Consider the following 15,781-nt stretch of genomic DNA (forward strand, 5'->3'; position numbering starts at 1 on the left):
GGCCGGGCCCGGACGGCTCCGGACCGGGCGGCAGAAGCAGCACAGGCCCCGTGTGCGACGCGGACGCCTGCGCGTCTACGCCCTGGCGCGGGACCGGCGGAACAGCACGGCTCCGCCCAGGACCAGGGCGGCGCCTGCCGGGAGGGTGAGGCCCAGAGACGCCGGTGTGCCGGTCTCGGCCAGGTGGACCGGGCCCTGCTGGGGCTCCAGGTCGCGCGTGGCGGGGCGGACCTCCGAGGGTGTGGCCGTCTTCGGCGGCGTCACCTGCCGGGGCGGGGCCGGCGGGTTGGCGGAGTTCGAGGAGGAGTTGCCGGCCGCGGCGTTGCCGATGCCGACGACGTTCACGGAGTTGCCGGTGACGTTCACGGGGACGTCCACGGGCAGCTGGACCGCGTTCCCGGAGAGGACTCCGGGGGAGTCGTTCGCGCTCGTCCCGGCGACCGCTCCGCCGTCTGACGCGCCGTCGCCTCCGCCGCCGCCGTTTCCTGCGTTCTCGCAGCTGTTGCCGACCGCCGGGTTCAGCAGACCGATCACGTTCACGGTGTTGCCGCACACGTTGACCGGCACATGGACCGGGATCTGCACCGCGTTGCCGGAGATCAGGCCCGGTGATCCGGCCGCGCTCCCCTGCGCGCCCGAGTCGGCGTGGGCGGCCCCGGCGGCGGCCAGCGCGCCGCCGGTGACCATCACTGCGACCAGACCTGTTCGGCGAATGTGCCTCATGGATTCCTGCCTTCCGGTGGATGAACACGGGTGCTCACCCGCACCGGAAATAACGCCATGGAACCGGCCGGGTTATGGCCGCGACGCGTTTCACCCCTTCGGGTGGGGTGGGGCAGAACTGTCCGGCACCGGCGATGTGTTCGGCTCCCGGCACCGCGGCCCTGGACTCGGCGCCGGTGCGCACGCTCGGTGGGTCGGTCGGCGCGGCCGGGCCCGGCGGCAGGCACGGCCGGTGGTCAACGGCCCAGCAGGGTCGTGAGGGCGCCCACCGGGTCCTCGTCCGGTGTGCCCCGCGGCCACCAGTCGTCGCGACCGGGGTCCGACTCGTATCCGTACCACAATCCGTCGCGGCCGAGGCGAAGTTGGAGCGAGGGGGTGGACAGGCGATTGCGCCGGGGACGGAAGTGCGGGAAGTCCGCGGCGGCGAGGGCGGGGCGGGCCCGGTCGAAGGGGCCGGCGGGCGGATCCCATTCCTCGTCCAGGACCGCGAGTCCCGCGAGCCCGCCCTGGCGCCAGGCGGCCACGGCGCGCGCCAGGTCGGTGGGGGTGCGGCCGTCGGCGCGGGCCAGCGCGGTGTACAGCGCGCGGGTGGACGCGGTGAGCCCGGATCCGGGGTGGGCGGCGGCGAGCCGGACCGCGTCCTGCCAGAGGCTGAGCCCGCCGACCGGGTCCCTGCCGGTGCGCAGGGTGGTGTGAGCGCGAGCCGCGGCCTCGCCGGCGAGGAGGTCGAGGGCGAGGGGGTCGGGTGCGCCGGCGGCCTGGGGGTACACGGGTGGGCGGCCGGGCCGCGGTGGTGCGGGCAGCGGGGGCGGGAGCGCGGGGCGGGTCCGCGGGGCGAGGGCGTCGCGGGCGCGCACCGTGGCGAGGGCCGGGGCGGTGCCGTCGCCTTCGTCGGCGGGGTGTCCGGTGGGGGCGGCGTGGTGCCGGGCGGCGCCGTGTTCGGCCGCCGAGCGGGCGGCGTTGCGCCGGGTGAGCTCGGCGAGGATCTCCTGCTCGCCGCGGCCGCGCATGAGGAAGAGTGCGAAGGGGTCCTCGTCGAGGATCCTGGCGGTCTGGTAGCAGAGTGCCGCGGCGTGTTTGCAGGGGAATCCGTCGTCGGGGCAGGAGCAGTCGGGGATCAGGGCGCCGGGCGTGGGCAGCAGGTCGGCGGCGGACGCGAGGGCGTGCGGGACGTCCTTGTCGAGGAGGGCCGCGATGTGGTCCGGGCGGGCCGCCGCGGTGTCCAGAAGCCGCTCCCATTCGTCGTCGCCGAGGGGGCGCAGCCGGATCTCGGCGCGGTAGGGGCGCGGCCGGGAGCCGTGGACGTAGGCGACGACTCTTCCCGGGGTCACGGTGATCGCGTCGACGTGGCCGCGTCCGGCGTACGCCCGGCCGCGGGTGAGACGGGCCGGGTCGAGGGCGGTGTCCTCCAGGGCGTCCACCCAGGCGTTGCCCCACCAGGAGGCGGCGATGCCGTCCTTCCCGGGCCGGGGGGCGAGGGCGGGGAACGTGCGCCGCCGGTCGTCCGGGTGGTGCGGGGTCTCCCGGACGGGCCGGCCGGTGCGGTGCGGGCGCGCCTGCGTGCGGCGGGGCTGGGCCGGGGTCATGACGGCCTCCTGAGGGATACGAGGTCGGCCAGTTCGCGGTCGGTGAGTTCGGTCAGGGCGGCCTCGCCGGAGCCGAGGACGGCGTCCGCCAGCGCCCGCTTCGACTGGAGGAGTTCGGCGATGCGGTCCTCGACCGTGCCTTCGGTGATCAGCCGGTGGACCTGGACGGGCTGGGTCTGTCCGATGCGGTGGGCGCGGTCGGTGGCCTGCGCCTCCACCGCCGGGTTCCACCAGCGGTCGTAGTGGACGACGTGGCCGGCCCGGGTGAGGTTGAGTCCGGTGCCCGCCGCCTTGAGGGAGAGGACGAAGACGGGGATCTCGCCGGACTGGAAGCGGTCCACCATCCTCTCCCGCTCCGGTACGGGGGTGGCGCCGTGCAGCAGCTGGGCCGGGATCGCCCGGGAGGCCAGATGGTCCGTGATGAGCCGGGCCATGGCCACGTACTGGGTGAAGACCAGCACGGACCCGTCCTCGGCCAGGATCGTGTCGAGCAGTTCGTCCAGCAGTGCGAGTTTGCCGGATCGGGCCGTGAGGCGGGGCCGGTCCTCCTTCAGGAACTGCGCCGGGTGGTTGCAGATCTGCTTGAGCGAGGTGAGCAGTTTCATGACGAGGCCGCGGCGGGCGATGCCTTCGGCGGTCTCGATCCGGGCCATGGTCTCCCGGACGACCGCCTCGTAGAGCGACGCCTGTTCCCGGGTGAGGGGGACGGGGTGGTCGGACTCGGTCTTCGGAGGGAGTTCGGGCACGATCCCGGGGTCGCTCTTCTTCCGCCGCAGCAGGAAGGGGCGGACGAGCCTGGCGAGACGTTCGACCGCCTCCTCGTTGCCGGTGTGCTCGTTGTTCTCGACGGCGCGGGCATGGCGGGCACGGAAGGTCTTCAGCGGCCCGAGGAGTCCCGGTGTGGTCCAGTCGAGGAGGGACCACAGCTCGGAGAGGTTGTTCTCGACGGGGGTGCCGGTGAGGGCGACGCGAGCCGGGGCCGGAATGGTGCGCAGGGCCCTGGCGGTCGCGGAGAAGGGGTTCTTGACGTGCTGGGCCTCGTCTGCGACGACCATGTCCCAGTCCCGGGCGGCGATGTCCGAGGCGCCGGTGCGCATCGTGCCGTAGGTGGTGAGGACGAAGCCGCCGGGCCCGGTGTCGAGGCTGCGTTGCCGGCCGTGGAAGCGGCGGACGGGCACTCCGGGTGCGAAGCGGGTGATCTCGCGCTGCCAGTTGCCGAGCAGGGAGGCGGGGCAGACGACGAGTGTGGGTGCCGTGCGGGCCCGGTGCTCGGCGCGGTGGAGGTGGAGCGCGATGACGGTGACCGTCTTGCCGAGGCCCATGTCGTCGGCGAGGCAGCCGCCCAGGCCCAGTGAGGTCATCAGATCGAGCCAGGCGAGTCCCCGCAGTTGGTACTCCCGCAGGGTGGCGGCGAGGGCGGTGGGCTGGGAGAGGGGGGCCGGGCCGTGGGTGAGACGGTCCCTCAGGGCGGCCAGCGCGCCCTCGGGGACGGCCTCGACCCTCTCGCCGTCGACCTCGGCGGTGCCGGTGAGGGCGGCGGCCAGGGCGTCGACCGGTTCCAGCAGGCCGAGTTCCCGCTTGCGGGCCTTGCGTACGAGGTCGGGGTCGACGACCACCCACTGGTCGCGCAGCCGGACGATGGGCCGGTGTGATTCGGCGAGGGTGTCCATCTCCTGCTCGGTGAGGGGGTCGCCGTCGAGCGCGAGCCGCCAGTCGAACCGCAGGAGCTGCTCGCTCTCGAAGAACGGCGTGCCGTCGGTGGCGGAGCCGGGTGCGGTCGTGCGGACGACCGCAGTGGCGCTGAGGGCCCTGGCGAGTTCCCTGGGCCAGTGCACGGCGATCCCGGCGTCGGCGAGTCGGGTGGCTGCCGGGCCCAGCAGCTCGTACAGCTCGTCCTCGGTGACGGGCAGGACATCGGGCACCTCGCGCTCGAGGAGCCGGCCGAGTGGGGGCCAGACGCGGGCGGCGCGGCGCAGGGCCAGCACGGCGTCGACGCGGGCGCGGGGGCCGAAGTGCTCGTCGCCCTCCCCCGCCCACAGCCGTGCGGCGTCGACGACGAGTGTCGTGTCGGCGAGGCTGTGCACCTGGACGAGGGCTGCTGCTGCCTGCCGGCCGTCCCGGCTCTCCTCGGACGTGTCGAAGAGTTCGTAGGCGGACAGGTCGAGGCGGAGGGAGATCCGGACGCCGGCGTCCATGCCGGCCGCGGCCTGTGCCGCCCACTCGCGTGCGTGCGGCAGATGCTGCGGTGCCGTGGCGGCGAACGGCCCGCCGGCGGCGTGCTCGGCGGCGGGGGTGCGGGGCAGGCTGTCCGCGACCGCGTCGAGGAATGCTCTGACCAGGGCTTCGGGCTCGGGCAGCCGGAGTGGCCGCAGCCCGGGGAGGGGGATGGCGTGCGCCTCGGGCGGCATGGCGGCGGCGATGGCGCGGAGCTGGGCGATGTCGTCGGCGTCCAGTGGCCCGGCTCGCCAGGCGTCGTGGTCGGTGGGTGTGAGGCCGGGGAGCAGTCTGCCGCGGGCGACGAGGTGCAGGGCGTGCAGGGCGGCGGCGCCCCAGCAGGCCGTGGCGGGGTGGGCGGCGGTGTCGTGCCGGGTACCGGCGAGGAGCGGCACGGCGTCGGCGACGGACAGCAGCAGTGCGGGGACGGTGCGGCGGCGGATCCCGGCGCCGTGTCCGCGGACGACGGTGATCTCGCCGGGGACGGCGGGGGTGTCTCCCGCGGTGCCGCCGTCGGGCAGCGGCTCCCCGTCGGGGCTCCAGAAGGCGACCCGTCCGTCGCGGGGCAGGGCCGCGGGACGGAAGACGGCGGCAAGGGTGTGCAGCATGCCCGGTCGTCTCCGTTCCGCTCGGTCGTACGGGCGGCGCGACGTGGACCGCGCCATGGGTGAACGACCTTACGGGGCGGGTCTGACAACGGATCCGGCGCGCGCGGCGGCCGGGTGCCGTTCGGGGTCCGCGGGGCGGGTGCGCGGGGTGGGCCCGCTGCTGCCGGGCGGGCGGTGTCTCATCTCCTTCCGTCGTCCAGGGACTCGTGGCCGCCGTGTGCCTGGTCACTGAGGGCGGCGGGGCTCTCCGGGACGACCGGTAGCGGGAGGTCCGGCATGGCGGGCATCGCCGTCGAGTTGGTCACCGGCGCGTTCAGCGGGGGCTTCACCGCGTGTGCCTCGTGGTGGTGCTCGGCGTCCCGGTCGGGGGCGGAACCGCGTTCCAGGAAGCGCAGCAGTTCGACGGGGATGGGGAGGACCAGGGTGGAGTTCTTCTCGGCGGCGACCGCCATGACGGTCTGGAGCAGGCGCAGCTGCAGTGCCGCCGGGGTCTCGGACATCTGGTGGGCCGCTTCGGCCAGTTTCTTCGAGGCCTGGAGTTCCGCGTCCGCGTTGATGACCCGTGCCCGGCGCTCGCGGTCGGCCTCCGCCTGGCGCGCCATGGAGCGCTTCATCGTCTCCGGCAGCGACACGTCCTTGATCTCGACGCGGTCGACGCTCACGCCCCAGCCGAGCGCCGGGCTGTCGATCATGAGTTCGAGGCCCTGGTTGAGTTTCTCGCGGTTGGAGAGGAGGTCGTCCAGTTCGCTCTTGCCGATGATCGAGCGCAGCGACGTCTGCGCCATCTGGGAGACGGCGAAGCGGTAGTCCTCGACTTTCACGAGGGCGTCGGGCGCGTCGACCACCTTGAAGTAGACGACGGCGTCGACCCTGACCGTGACGTTGTCCCTGGTGATGCCCTCCTGCGCGGGTACGGGCATCGTCACGATCTGCATGTTGACTTTGTGCAGCCGGTCCACGATCGGGATGATCATGGTGAATCCGGGGCCGCGGACCCGATCGCGCAGGCGGCCCAGGCGGAAGACCACGCCCCGCTCGTACTGTTTGACGACCTTGGCCGCGGCCATGACGTAGGCGGCGCACGCGACACCCGCTGTGACACCGACCGCCACGAGATCCTCAACCATCACGGCACCCCCTGCAGTCTCACGCGTCCGGGAGGTTCGGTCTGTGCTTCAACGGTATTCCTGTCCGGTGCGGTGGTCGAGCGCCGTGCGGGGCGGGATGTCCCCTGAGCGGGCGCATCCGGCGTGCGGACCCCCGAGGACGTCCGGCAGGGTCTGAGCAGGAGTCCGCATCACAGACGGGGACCAGTCATGGCCGATCACCGGCGCCTCGGCATCGTCGCCGGGGCAGTGCTTCTGACCACCGCCCTCGCGGGCTGTTCCGGCCTGGGCCGGACGGCTGTGGGCACCGTGAACTACGAGGCCGGGAAGGACCGCGTCGTCACGGTGTCCAATCCCGTGGTCACCGGCTGCCACAAGCTCCTGCCGGCCGGCGCGGTGCGTATCGAGAACGCGACGCTGATCGATCTCATCGCGTACCGGACACCGGACTGCACGGGCGGCGGCACGACGTACATCGCGACGACGCTGTTCAACAACATCGCCCCCGGCACCCAGCCCTGGCTCAGCTACCGCTGGGTCCACTGAGCAGGCGCCGGACCACTGGGCGCGGGCCCGCCGCGCCTGCGCCGGAGGAGGAGCGCCACGAGTTCGGCGTTGCGGTGCCCGCGGACGCGGGCGACGACCGCGAGCGGCAGCGCCACCAGGACGGGTGTGAGGGCGTACTGCCCGTCGAAGACGGTCACCCGGGTGACGAAGGCCCCGGCCATCAGGCCGATCAGTGCCAGCGCCGCGGCCCCGGAGAGGACCGGGACCAGCAGCGCCACCGCGCCGGCCAGTTCCAGCACGCCCACGGCGTACATGAACCAGTCCCCGAATCCGATCCTGTCGAAGGACTCCGCGGCCGAGGAGTGCCCGATCAGTTTGGGGAGGGCGCCGGCACCGCCGAGGAACAGGGCGAGCAGCACCTGCAGCGTCAGGGTCGTCAGATGCGCGCGACGGCCGGTTCCGGAACCGTGGTCCGTGACGGGCGCGCCGGACGGACCGGCGGGAGCGGGGGCACGCGGGGCGGGGGCGGACATGGGGTTCTCCTCTGCGGGGTGTGCCGGGCCGGCGGTCCGTGCGGGCGCCTCGTGACTCCCGCACCGAGTCGGACCGAGACCACCCCCGCGAACTCATCGCCGGCCCGTGACCGGTCCCGGGTCGTTCTCCCGGGTGCCCCGCGGGTGCGGCCCCGGAGGAATTCGGCGCCCGCCCGGCCCGTCCCGCGCGGTCAGGGTGGATCCTGGAGGGGAAGAGGCGATGACGATGCGTACGGGAAACGAACCGGCGACGGCGCGCAGTCCGCTGCGGATGCGCTTCTGGCTGGGTGTCTGGGGACTGCTGTGGGCGGTCGCGGGGACGGCGCTCTTCGCGCTCGCCGAACGCCCCGGGTGGGCTATCGCCTGCGCGGTGCTGACCCTGGTCGTCATGACCGACCTGATGATCGTGGTGCACCGGCTGCACCAGGGGCCGCACTACCAGCCCGGTCCCGGCATCCCGCCCTACGAGCCGGACCACGGGGACAACCGGCGGCGGCGTTAGGGCGCGGGCGGCGCGGCGCCCGAGCCAGGAGCTCGGTCTCAGATCCCGGTGCTCCGCCCCAGGTGCCGACGCTCCGCCCCGGGGCTCGCCGTGCGCCGCGTCCGCCTCCTCGGTCTCAGGTGTCGAAGCGTGCGGCTTCCAGGTACTCGGGCTTGGGATCGAGTGCGGCGGCGAGGCGGAAGTGCCGCTGTGCCTGGTCCGGGCGGCCGGCGCGCTGGAAGGTACGGGCCAGCGCGAAGTGGGCGAATGCGTTGTCGGGTTCGTGGTCGACTATGTGCTGGAACTCGCGCTCGGCCGCGCGCAGTTGGGCGGACGCGAAGTAGGCACGTGCCCGCAGCAGACGGGCCGCCCTGCTCTCCGGGTGGGCGGCGATGACCGAGTCGAGGAGCTTGATCGCCCCGCGCGGGTCCCGCGAGGCGAGCAGTTGCTCGGCCGCGCGGAAGTCGATGACGTGGGTCTCCGGGTTGGTCTCGGGCACGCTCGCATCCTTCCCTCCCCCTCATGTGTTCAACATTCCCGGCCGCGGGGGATTCCCGTGGCCGGGCACGAAGCGGTGCGGGGGCCGGGCCGGGCCGAACCGTCGGCCACGGTCATGACCGAATACGTCCGGGGCGTGCGTCGAAGGCAGCGTCGTCCGCCGCAGGGCGGGGGCGGGGGCCTCTGGTGCGTGGGGTCGCAAGGCGGAGGGAGAAGAGCGCAGCGGGCTGCGCCGACGACCGACAACGCCGCGAAGGTGTGTGCCGGAGGCCCCCGCCCAGACGGGCCTTTCGACACGCGCCCTAGCGCCGCGCCCGCTCGCTCAGCTCCGCCCAGACCCGGCGGACCTGGGGCTCCAGCGCCTCCAGCGGCCCGTCGTTGTCGATGACCACATCGGCGACGGCCCTGCGCTGCTCGCGCGTCGCCTGCGCGGCCATCCGGGCGCGCGCGTCCGACTCGGTCATGCCGCGCTGCCGTACGAGCCGGCCCAGCTGGGTCTCGGGGGCGGCGTCCACGACGACGACCACGTCGTACAGCGGGGCGAGGCCGTTCTCCGTGAGCAGCGGGACGTCGTGAACGACGACCGCGTCGGGGCCTGCCGCGGCCTCCAGCTCGGCCGACCGCGCCCCGACGAGCGGGTGCACGATGGCGTTGAGCCGCGCGAGCCGTTCGGCGTCCGCGAAGACGATCGCGCCGAGCCGTGGCCGGTCGAGGGTGCCCTCGGGGGTGAGTACGCCGGGGCCGAACGCCTCGACGACGGCCGCCAGTCCGGGCGTGCCGGGTTCGACGACCTCCCGGGCGATCTCGTCCGCGTCGATCAGTACCGCGCCGTACGACGCGAGGAGCCGGGACACTTCGCTCTTGCCGGCGCCGATTCCGCCGGTCAGGCCCACCTTCAGCATGGGCCGAAGCTTAGGGGCTGTTCCGCAGTCCCCGGCAGGCGGACGACGACAGCCACGGCGCCTCGACGTGTTGTCGAATCACCCGAGTACACCCGGTATGAGGGCGACTCTCCGCCTTGCGACGCACCGCTTCCGACGTCGCGCCCCGGTCCCCCGGTGACTGCGGGAGAGCCCGTAGGGCAGGCACCGGGCGGGACATTCGGCCGGGACCCGGTGCCGTCAGCCGAGCTCTGCCCCGTCGCCCCGGGCGAACCCCGCCCAGACGGGACTCTGGAAACACGCCCTAGGAGTCGCCTTCGCGTTCGGCGAGGAACCGTTCGAACTGACTGCCGATCTCGTCCGCGGACGGCAACTCCACCGGTTCGGCGACCAGGCTGCCACGCGTGTCGGCGCCGGCGATGGCGTCGTACTGGTGCTCGAGCCCGCGCACCAGGGACGTCAGCTCCTCGTCACCCTCGCCGATCTGGCGTTCGATCTCGGTCTGGACGCGCTGGGCCTGGGTGCGCAGGGTGTGCGCGGCGGCGGGAAGGACCAGACCGGTCGCGGCGGTGATCGCCTCGAGGGCGGTCAGCGCGGCGTCCGGGTACGCGGAGCGGGCCACGTAGTGCGGCACGTGGGCGGCGACTCCGAGGACGTCGTGGCCCCACTGCGCCAGCCGGTACTCGACGAGGGACTCCGCACTTCCGGGCACCTGGGCCTCGTCGAAGGGGCTGCGGTGACCGGGCATCAGGTCCGTGCGGTTGCCGTGCGGGGTGATGCCGACAGGACGGGTGTGGGGTACCCCCATGGGGATGCCGTGGAAGTTGACGGAGAGACGTACGCCGAGCCGCTCGACGATCTGCCGCACGGCCGCGGCGAACAGTTCCCACTCGACGTCCGGCTCGGGACCGGACAGCAGCAGGAACGGGGCGCCGGTGGCGTCCTGGACCAGGCGGACCTCCAGGGACGGGGTCTCGAAACCGGTCCAGCGGTCACGGCGGAAGCTCAGCAGCGGACGGCGGGCGCGGTAGTCGACGAGCCGGTCGTGGTCGAAGCGGGCCACCACCTGGTGGGGCAGCGACTCGAGCAGAGTGTCGATGATCTGCTCACCCGTCTCGCCCGCGTCGATGTACCCGTCGAAGTGGTACAGCATGACGAGTCCGGCCGACTCCTGCGCCAGTGCCACGTCGACGACCGCCAGGCCCTTCGGCTCCCACTCGTACAGACTCTGCGGATCTCGCACCGTTACCGCCCCTTCTCCGTGTCTCCGGTGTCAACCTCGCGGCCGGTGCGATCATTCCCCGCCGGTGCCGGTCCGCTTCGGAGATCCAGGAGGGGCGGGCCGCGGCGTGTCCGGGGCGACGACGGAGGCCCGCCCCCTGAAAAGGGGGCGGGCCTCCGTACCAGTCACCCGGTGGCTGACGGGGAGCTTCTCAGCTCTGGCCGCCGGCCAGCTTCTCGCGGAGCGCGGCGAGGGCCTCGTCCGACGCCAGGGCGCCGGAGTTGTCGTCCGACTCCGAGGAGTACGAACCGCCCTGCGGCGCGGCGGCCGGAGCTGCCTGGCCACCCTCGGCAGCTGCGGCCTCGTCGGCCTCGCGGGACTTGATGACCTGCGCCTGGTGCTGCTCGAAGCGCTGCTGCGCCTCGGCGTACTGGCGCTCCCACTCCTCGCGCTGCTTCTCGTAGCCCTCGAGCCAGTCGTTGGTCTCGGGGTCGAAGCCCTCGGGGTAGATGTAGTTGCCCTGGTCGTCGTAGGACGCGGCCATGCCGTACAGGGTCGGGTCGAACTCGACCGACGCCGGGTCGGCACCGAAGGACTCGTTGGCCTGCTTCAGGGACAGCGAGATCCGGCGACGCTCGAGGTCGATGTCGATGACCTTGACGAAGATCTCGTCGTTGACCTGGACGACCTGCTCCGGGATCTCCACGTGGCGCTCGGCCAGCTCGGAGATGTGGACCAGACCCTCGATGCCCTCGTCCACACGGACGAACGCGCCGAACGGCACCAGCTTCGTGACCTTGCCCGGGACGACCTGGCCGATCTGGTGGGTGCGGGCGAACTGCTGCCACGGGTCCTCCTGCGTCGCCTTCAGCGACAGGGAGACACGCTCGCGGTCCATGTCGACGTCGAGAACCTCGACGGTGACCTCCTGGCCGACCTCGACGACCTCGGACGGGTGGTCGATGTGCTTCCAGGACAGCTCGGAGACGTGCACCAGACCGTCGACGCCGCCCAGGTCCACGAAGGCACCGAAGTTGACGATCGAGGAGACGACGCCGGAGCGGACCTGGCCCTTCTGCAGGGTGGTGAGGAACGTCTGACGGACCTCGGACTGGGTCTGCTCCAGCCAGGCACGGCGGGACAGGACCACGTTGTTGCGGTTCTTGTCCAGCTCGATGATCTTGGCCTCGAGCTCCTTGCCGACGTACGGCTGGAGGTCGCGGACGCGGCGCATCTCGACCAGGGAGGCCGGGAGGAAGCCACGGAGGCCGATGTCGAGGATGAGACCACCCTTGACGACCTCGATGACGGTACCGGTGACGATGCCGTCCTCTTCCTTGATCTTCTCGATGGTGCCCCAGGCACGCTCGTACTGGGCGCGCTTCTTCGAGAGGATCAGGCGGCCCTCCTTGTCCTCCTTCTGGAGGACCAGGGCCTCGATCTCGTCACCGACGGCGACGACCTCGTTCGGGTCGACGTCGTGCTTGATCGAGAGCTCGCGGCTCGGGATGACACCTTCGGTCTTGTAACCGATGTCGAGCAGGACCTCGTCCCGGTCGACCTTCACGATGACGCCGTCGACGATGTCGCCGTCGTTGAAGTACTTGATCGTCTCGTCGATCGCGGCGAGGAAGGCTTCCTCGTTACCGATGTCGTTGACCGCAACCTGCGGGGTGGTGGCGGTGGTCTCGGTGCTGCTCGTCATGTGGGAAAGGGCTCCGGTACGGACATTGAAGTCGTAGGTACTGCTACGCCGTGAGCCCGTATCGCAGCTGAAGAAGCCGGACAGCCAAGGAAGCGCCAACCCGAGAGGAATGGCGCCTCGAGAACCGAGGGGACATACAACAGATGCGAGCGCGGCCTGCTCCGTCTGAGGCGCGCAAGCCCGCAGCGCAACCTTTAGCATACGGGGGCGGCAGGGCACGGTCAATGCGCGAAGGCCCCCACCCGGGGCGGAACACCGCATACCCGGCACAACTAAGGTTTGCCGAGGCCATGATGGCCGCGCCTCGCCCCCCGCGACACGGCCGCAGGGCCGTCCCGGCCCTTCCGGGCGAGATACCAGCAACGTACAACGACGGGCGAGATGATCCAAGAGTACGAACCGGAGGCGACCAGGCGTGACGCCGGTGGCGCGGAGAGCAGCCGGGCGAACCGCGGCTGGTGGGACCGCAACGCCGACGAGTACCAGTCCGAGCACGGCTCCTTCCTCGGGGACGACCGCTTCGTCTGGGGACCCGAGGGACTGGACGAGGAGCAGGCCCGGCTGCTCGGCCCGGCGGAGGCCCTGCGGGGCGCCGACGTGCTGGAGATCGGCGCCGGCGCGGCGCAGTGCTCCCGCTGGCTGCTGGCCCAGGGCGCGCGGCCGGTGGCACTGGACCTCTCGCACCGCCAGCTCCAGCACGCCCTCCGGCTCGGCACCGGCTTCCCGCTCGTCGAGGCGGACGCGGGCGCGCTGCCCTTCGCCGACGGCTCCTTCGACCTGGCGTGCTCCGCGTACGGGGCCGTGCCGTTCGTGGCCGACCCGGTGGGCGTGTTCCGGGAGGTGCGTCGGGTGCTGCGGCCGGGCGGGCGGTGGGTCTTCTCGGTCACGCACCCGATCCGCTGGGCGTTCCCCGACGAGCCCGGCCCCGAGGGGCTGAGCATCGCCGCCTCGTACTTCGACCGCACCCCGTACGTGGAGCAGGACGAGCAGGGAAGGGCCGTCTACGTGGAGCACCACCGGACGATCGGGGACCGGGTCCGCGACGTGGTGGCGGGCGGCTTCCGGCTGGTCGACCTGGTCGAGCCGGAGTGGCCCGCGTGGAACGGCCAGGAGTGGGCCGGCTGGTCCCCGTTGCGCGGGAACCTGATCCCGGGGACGGCGGTCTTCGTCTGCGAGCGGAGCGGGTCGGGTCCCCGGGCGGAGGACGGGTGACGTGATCCGCGAGGACGCCCTGGCCGGGCTTCCCGTGCGCGGCGCCCTGCCCGCGCTGGAGCGCGCCCTCGACGCGCACGGCACCGCGGTGCTGTGCGCCCCGCCCGGCACGGGCAAGACGACGCTGGTGCCGATCGCGCTCGCCGGGCTCCTGGGCCATGCCGGCGCCCGCGGCCGGGTCGTGGTCGCCGAGCCGCGGCGGATCGCGGCACGCGCGGCCGCCCGGCGGATGGCGTGGCTGCTGGGCGAGAGGGTGGGCGGCCGGGTCGGCTTCACGGTGCGCGGGGAGCGGGTCGTGGGGCCGGACACCACGATCGAGGTCGTCACCACGGGTGTGCTGCTCCAGCGGCTCCAACGCGACCAGGAGCTCGCCGGGGTCGGCACCGTGGTCCTCGACGAGTGCCACGAGCGGCATCTGGACGCGGACACGGTGGCCGCGTTCCTGCTGGACGTACGCCAGACGCTGCGGCCGGAACTGCGGCTGCTGGCGGCGTCGGCCACGACGGACGCGGAGGGCTGGGCCCGGCTCCTCGGCGGCGCGCCGGTGGTCGAAGCCGAGGGCGTCGCCCATCCCGTCGACGTGGTGTGGGCGCCGCCCGGGCGGCCGGTGCGTCCGCCGCACGGCATGCGGGTCGATCCGGCACTGCTCGCGCACGTGGCGTCGGTGGTCCGCAGGGCCCTCGCCGAGCGGGGCGGGGACGTGCTCTGCTTCCTGCCGGGGGTGGGGGAGATCGCGCGGGTCGCCGGGCTGCTCGGGGACGGCGCCGGGGCCGAGGTGCTGCAGGTGCACGGGCGGGCGCCGGCGGCCGTGCAGGACGCGGTGCTCTCCCCCGGGCGGCGCCGCAGGGTCGTGCTGGCGACGTCGGTCGCCGAGTCGTCGCTGACCGTCCCGGGCGTGCGGATCGTCGTGGACTCGGGACTGGCGCGGGAGCCGCGCACCGATCACGCGCGCGGCCTCGGCTCGTTGACGACCGTGCGTGCCTCCCGGGCGGCGGCCCGGCAACGGGCGGGCCGGGCGGGGCGGGAGGCGCCCGGCGCGGTCTACCGCTGCTGGGCCGAGGCGGAGGACGCCAGGCTGCCCCGCTTCCCCGCGCCGGAGATCCAGGTGGCGGACCTGACGGCGTTCGCCCTGCAGGCGGCGTGCTGGGGTGATCCGGACGCCTCCGGGCTCGCCCTGCTGGATCCGCCACCCGCGGGTGCGATGGCCGCGGCCCGCTCGGTCCTCGGCGCCGTGGGTGCGGTCGGCGCGTCGGGCCGGGCGACGGACCGGGGACGGCGCATGGCACGTCTCGGCCTCCACCCGCGTCTCGCGCGGGCCCTGGTCGACGGCGCGTCCGAGGTGGGTTCCCGCCGTGCCGCGGAGGTCGTCGCGCTGCTGAGCGAGGAGCCCCCGCGCGAGTACGGGGACGACCTGGCGGCCGTCTGGCGCACGGCCAGGCGGGGCGATGACGCGTACGGTGCGCGCTGGCGTGCGGAGGCGGACCGGCTGGCCCGCTCGCTCGGCGGCGCCGGGAGCGCCTCGGGCCGTCCGGCGGCCGCCTCCGACGACACGGTCGCGGGGTTCGTGGCCGCGTTGGCGTTCCCCGAGCGGGTGGCGCGGGCGCGGGGCGGCACGTCGTACCTGATGGTCTCCGGGACCGGTGCGGAGCTCGGCGAAGGGTCACCGCTGCGGAGTGCCCCCTGGCTGGCGGTGGCGGTGGCCGACCGGCAGGCGCAGGCGGCGTCCGCGCGGGTGCGGCTCGCCGCCGTCGTGGACGAGGAGACCGCGCGCACCGCCGCCGGGCATCTGGGCACCCGGGGCGAGGAGGTGCGCTGGGAGGACGGCGACGTCGTGGCCCGGCGGGTGGAGCGGCTCGGCGCGGTGGAACTCTCCGTGCGCCCGCTTCCGGAGCCGGGGGCGGGCCTGGTGCGGGACGCGCTGCTGGAGGGCCTCCGGCAGACGGGTCCGGGGCTGCTCGCGTGGTCGCGGGACGCCGCGGCGCTGCGGCAGCGGCTCGGCTTCCTCCATCGGGTGCTGGGGGCGCCCTGGCCCGACGTCTCGGACACGTCCCTGCTGGATCGCGCCGGTGAGTGGCTGGAACCGGAGTTGTCCCGGGCCCGGCGCCGGGCCGATCTGGCGAGGATCGACGCCGGGGAGTGCCTGCGGCGGCTGCTCCCGTGGGCGGCGGGCGAGGCCGCACGCCTCGACGAACTGGCCCCGGAGCGGATCGAGGTGCCGAGCGGCTCGCGGATCCGGGTGGACTATTCAGGCGAGCAGCCCGTGCTGGCCGTGAAGCTCCAGGAGCTGTTCGGGCTCCAGGAGACGCCGCGCCTCGCCGGGGTGCCCGTACTCGTCCATCTCCTCTCCCCGGCGGGCCGCCCCGCGGCGGTGACCGCGGACCTGGCGTCGTTCTGGCGCGACGGGTACCGGGCGGTGCGCGCGGAGCTGCGCGGGCGCTACCCGAAGCATCCCTGGCCGGAGGATCCGGGGACGGCGGAGCCCACGCGCGGTGTGAAGCGCTGACC

Annotated in this window: 13 protein-coding genes; 4 read left to right on the forward strand and 9 right to left on the reverse strand. The window is 73.6% G+C overall.

Annotation, left to right across the window (positions count from 1 at the left end; translation table 11 throughout):
- Window positions 1-75: 75 nt before the first annotated feature.
- The 4 genes from QMZ92_RS13785 to QMZ92_RS13800 all read right to left on the reverse strand — a co-directional run bounded on the left by QMZ92_RS13785 (window position 76) and on the right by QMZ92_RS13800 (window position 6,258).
- Window positions 76-723, reverse strand: coding sequence for a chaplin (locus QMZ92_RS13785; protein WP_283297663.1), 648 nt, complete (start codon window positions 721-723; stop codon window positions 76-78).
- Between the two features lie 236 nt (window positions 724-959).
- Window positions 960-2,309 carry an SWIM zinc finger family protein gene (locus tag QMZ92_RS13790; protein WP_283297664.1) on the reverse strand — a complete coding sequence of 450 codons (1,350 nt, stop codon included), beginning with the start codon at window positions 2,307-2,309 and terminating at the stop codon, window positions 960-962.
- On the reverse strand, window positions 2,306-5,131 hold the full coding sequence (locus tag QMZ92_RS13795; RefSeq protein ID WP_283297665.1) for an SCO1167/SCO6262 family helicase: 2,826 nt from the start codon (window positions 5,129-5,131) through the stop codon (window positions 2,306-2,308). The genes QMZ92_RS13790 and QMZ92_RS13795 overlap by 4 nt, the downstream gene beginning before the upstream one ends.
- A 179-nt stretch (window positions 5,132-5,310) precedes the next feature.
- Window positions 5,311-6,258: a slipin family protein gene (locus QMZ92_RS13800; protein WP_283297666.1), complete on the reverse strand. Its 948-nt coding sequence runs from the start codon at window positions 6,256-6,258 to the stop codon at window positions 5,311-5,313.
- Window positions 6,259-6,447: 189 nt separating this feature from the next.
- Here QMZ92_RS13800 and QMZ92_RS13805 point away from each other — a divergent pair, with 189 nt between their 5' ends.
- Window positions 6,448-6,783 (forward strand): hypothetical protein, encoded by a 336-nt coding sequence (locus QMZ92_RS13805; RefSeq protein WP_283297667.1) that lies wholly within the window; start codon window positions 6,448-6,450, stop codon window positions 6,781-6,783.
- Here QMZ92_RS13805 and QMZ92_RS13810 read toward each other — a convergent pair.
- Entirely contained in the window at window positions 6,765-7,277 is a 513-nt protein-coding gene (locus QMZ92_RS13810; RefSeq protein WP_283297668.1) for a DoxX family protein, read from the reverse strand. The genes QMZ92_RS13805 and QMZ92_RS13810 overlap by 19 nt on opposite strands.
- A 226-nt stretch (window positions 7,278-7,503) precedes the next feature.
- Between QMZ92_RS13810 and QMZ92_RS13815 the strand changes: the two genes are divergently transcribed.
- The gene (locus QMZ92_RS13815) at window positions 7,504-7,779 is read left to right on the forward strand and encodes a DUF6343 family protein (RefSeq protein ID WP_283297707.1); all 276 of its coding nucleotides are present in this window, start codon (window positions 7,504-7,506) and stop codon (window positions 7,777-7,779) included.
- Window positions 7,780-7,894: 115 nt separating this feature from the next.
- Here the strand turns inward: QMZ92_RS13815 and QMZ92_RS13820 are convergent, their stop codons facing one another.
- The 4 genes from QMZ92_RS13820 to rpsA all read right to left on the reverse strand — a co-directional run bounded on the left by QMZ92_RS13820 (window position 7,895) and on the right by rpsA (window position 12,064).
- Window positions 7,895-8,257, reverse strand: a complete 363-nt coding sequence (locus QMZ92_RS13820) for a tetratricopeptide repeat protein (protein ID WP_138055932.1) — start codon at window positions 8,255-8,257, stop codon at window positions 7,895-7,897.
- Between the two features lie 301 nt (window positions 8,258-8,558).
- Window positions 8,559-9,158, reverse strand: a complete 600-nt coding sequence (gene coaE / locus QMZ92_RS13825) for a dephospho-CoA kinase (protein ID WP_283297669.1) — start codon at window positions 9,156-9,158, stop codon at window positions 8,559-8,561.
- Window positions 9,159-9,441: 283 nt separating this feature from the next.
- Complete coding sequence (locus QMZ92_RS13830; RefSeq protein WP_283297670.1) at window positions 9,442-10,380, reverse strand: PAC2 family protein; 939 nt, start codon at window positions 10,378-10,380, stop codon at window positions 9,442-9,444.
- A gap of 190 nt (window positions 10,381-10,570) precedes the next feature.
- Window positions 10,571-12,064 carry a 30S ribosomal protein S1 gene (gene rpsA, locus QMZ92_RS13835; RefSeq protein WP_017947549.1) on the reverse strand — a complete coding sequence of 498 codons (1,494 nt, stop codon included), beginning with the start codon at window positions 12,062-12,064 and terminating at the stop codon, window positions 10,571-10,573.
- Window positions 12,065-12,445: 381 nt separating this feature from the next.
- On the opposite strand from rpsA, the gene QMZ92_RS13840 reads away from it, so the two are divergent.
- Together QMZ92_RS13840 and hrpB are read left to right on the forward strand one after the other, a co-directional pair.
- Window positions 12,446-13,276, forward strand: coding sequence for a class I SAM-dependent methyltransferase (locus QMZ92_RS13840; protein ID WP_283297671.1), 831 nt, complete (start codon window positions 12,446-12,448; stop codon window positions 13,274-13,276).
- Between the two features lies 1 nt (window position 13,277).
- A complete protein-coding gene (gene hrpB, locus QMZ92_RS13845; RefSeq protein ID WP_283297672.1) occupies window positions 13,278-15,779 on the forward strand; it encodes an ATP-dependent helicase HrpB in 2,502 nt (833 codons plus the stop codon).
- Window positions 15,780-15,781 lie beyond the last annotated feature (2 nt).

It is taken from the genome of Streptomyces sp. HNM0645 (assembly GCF_030056615.1).
Classification (GTDB): domain Bacteria; phylum Actinomycetota; class Actinomycetes; order Streptomycetales; family Streptomycetaceae; genus Streptomyces; species Streptomyces marianii.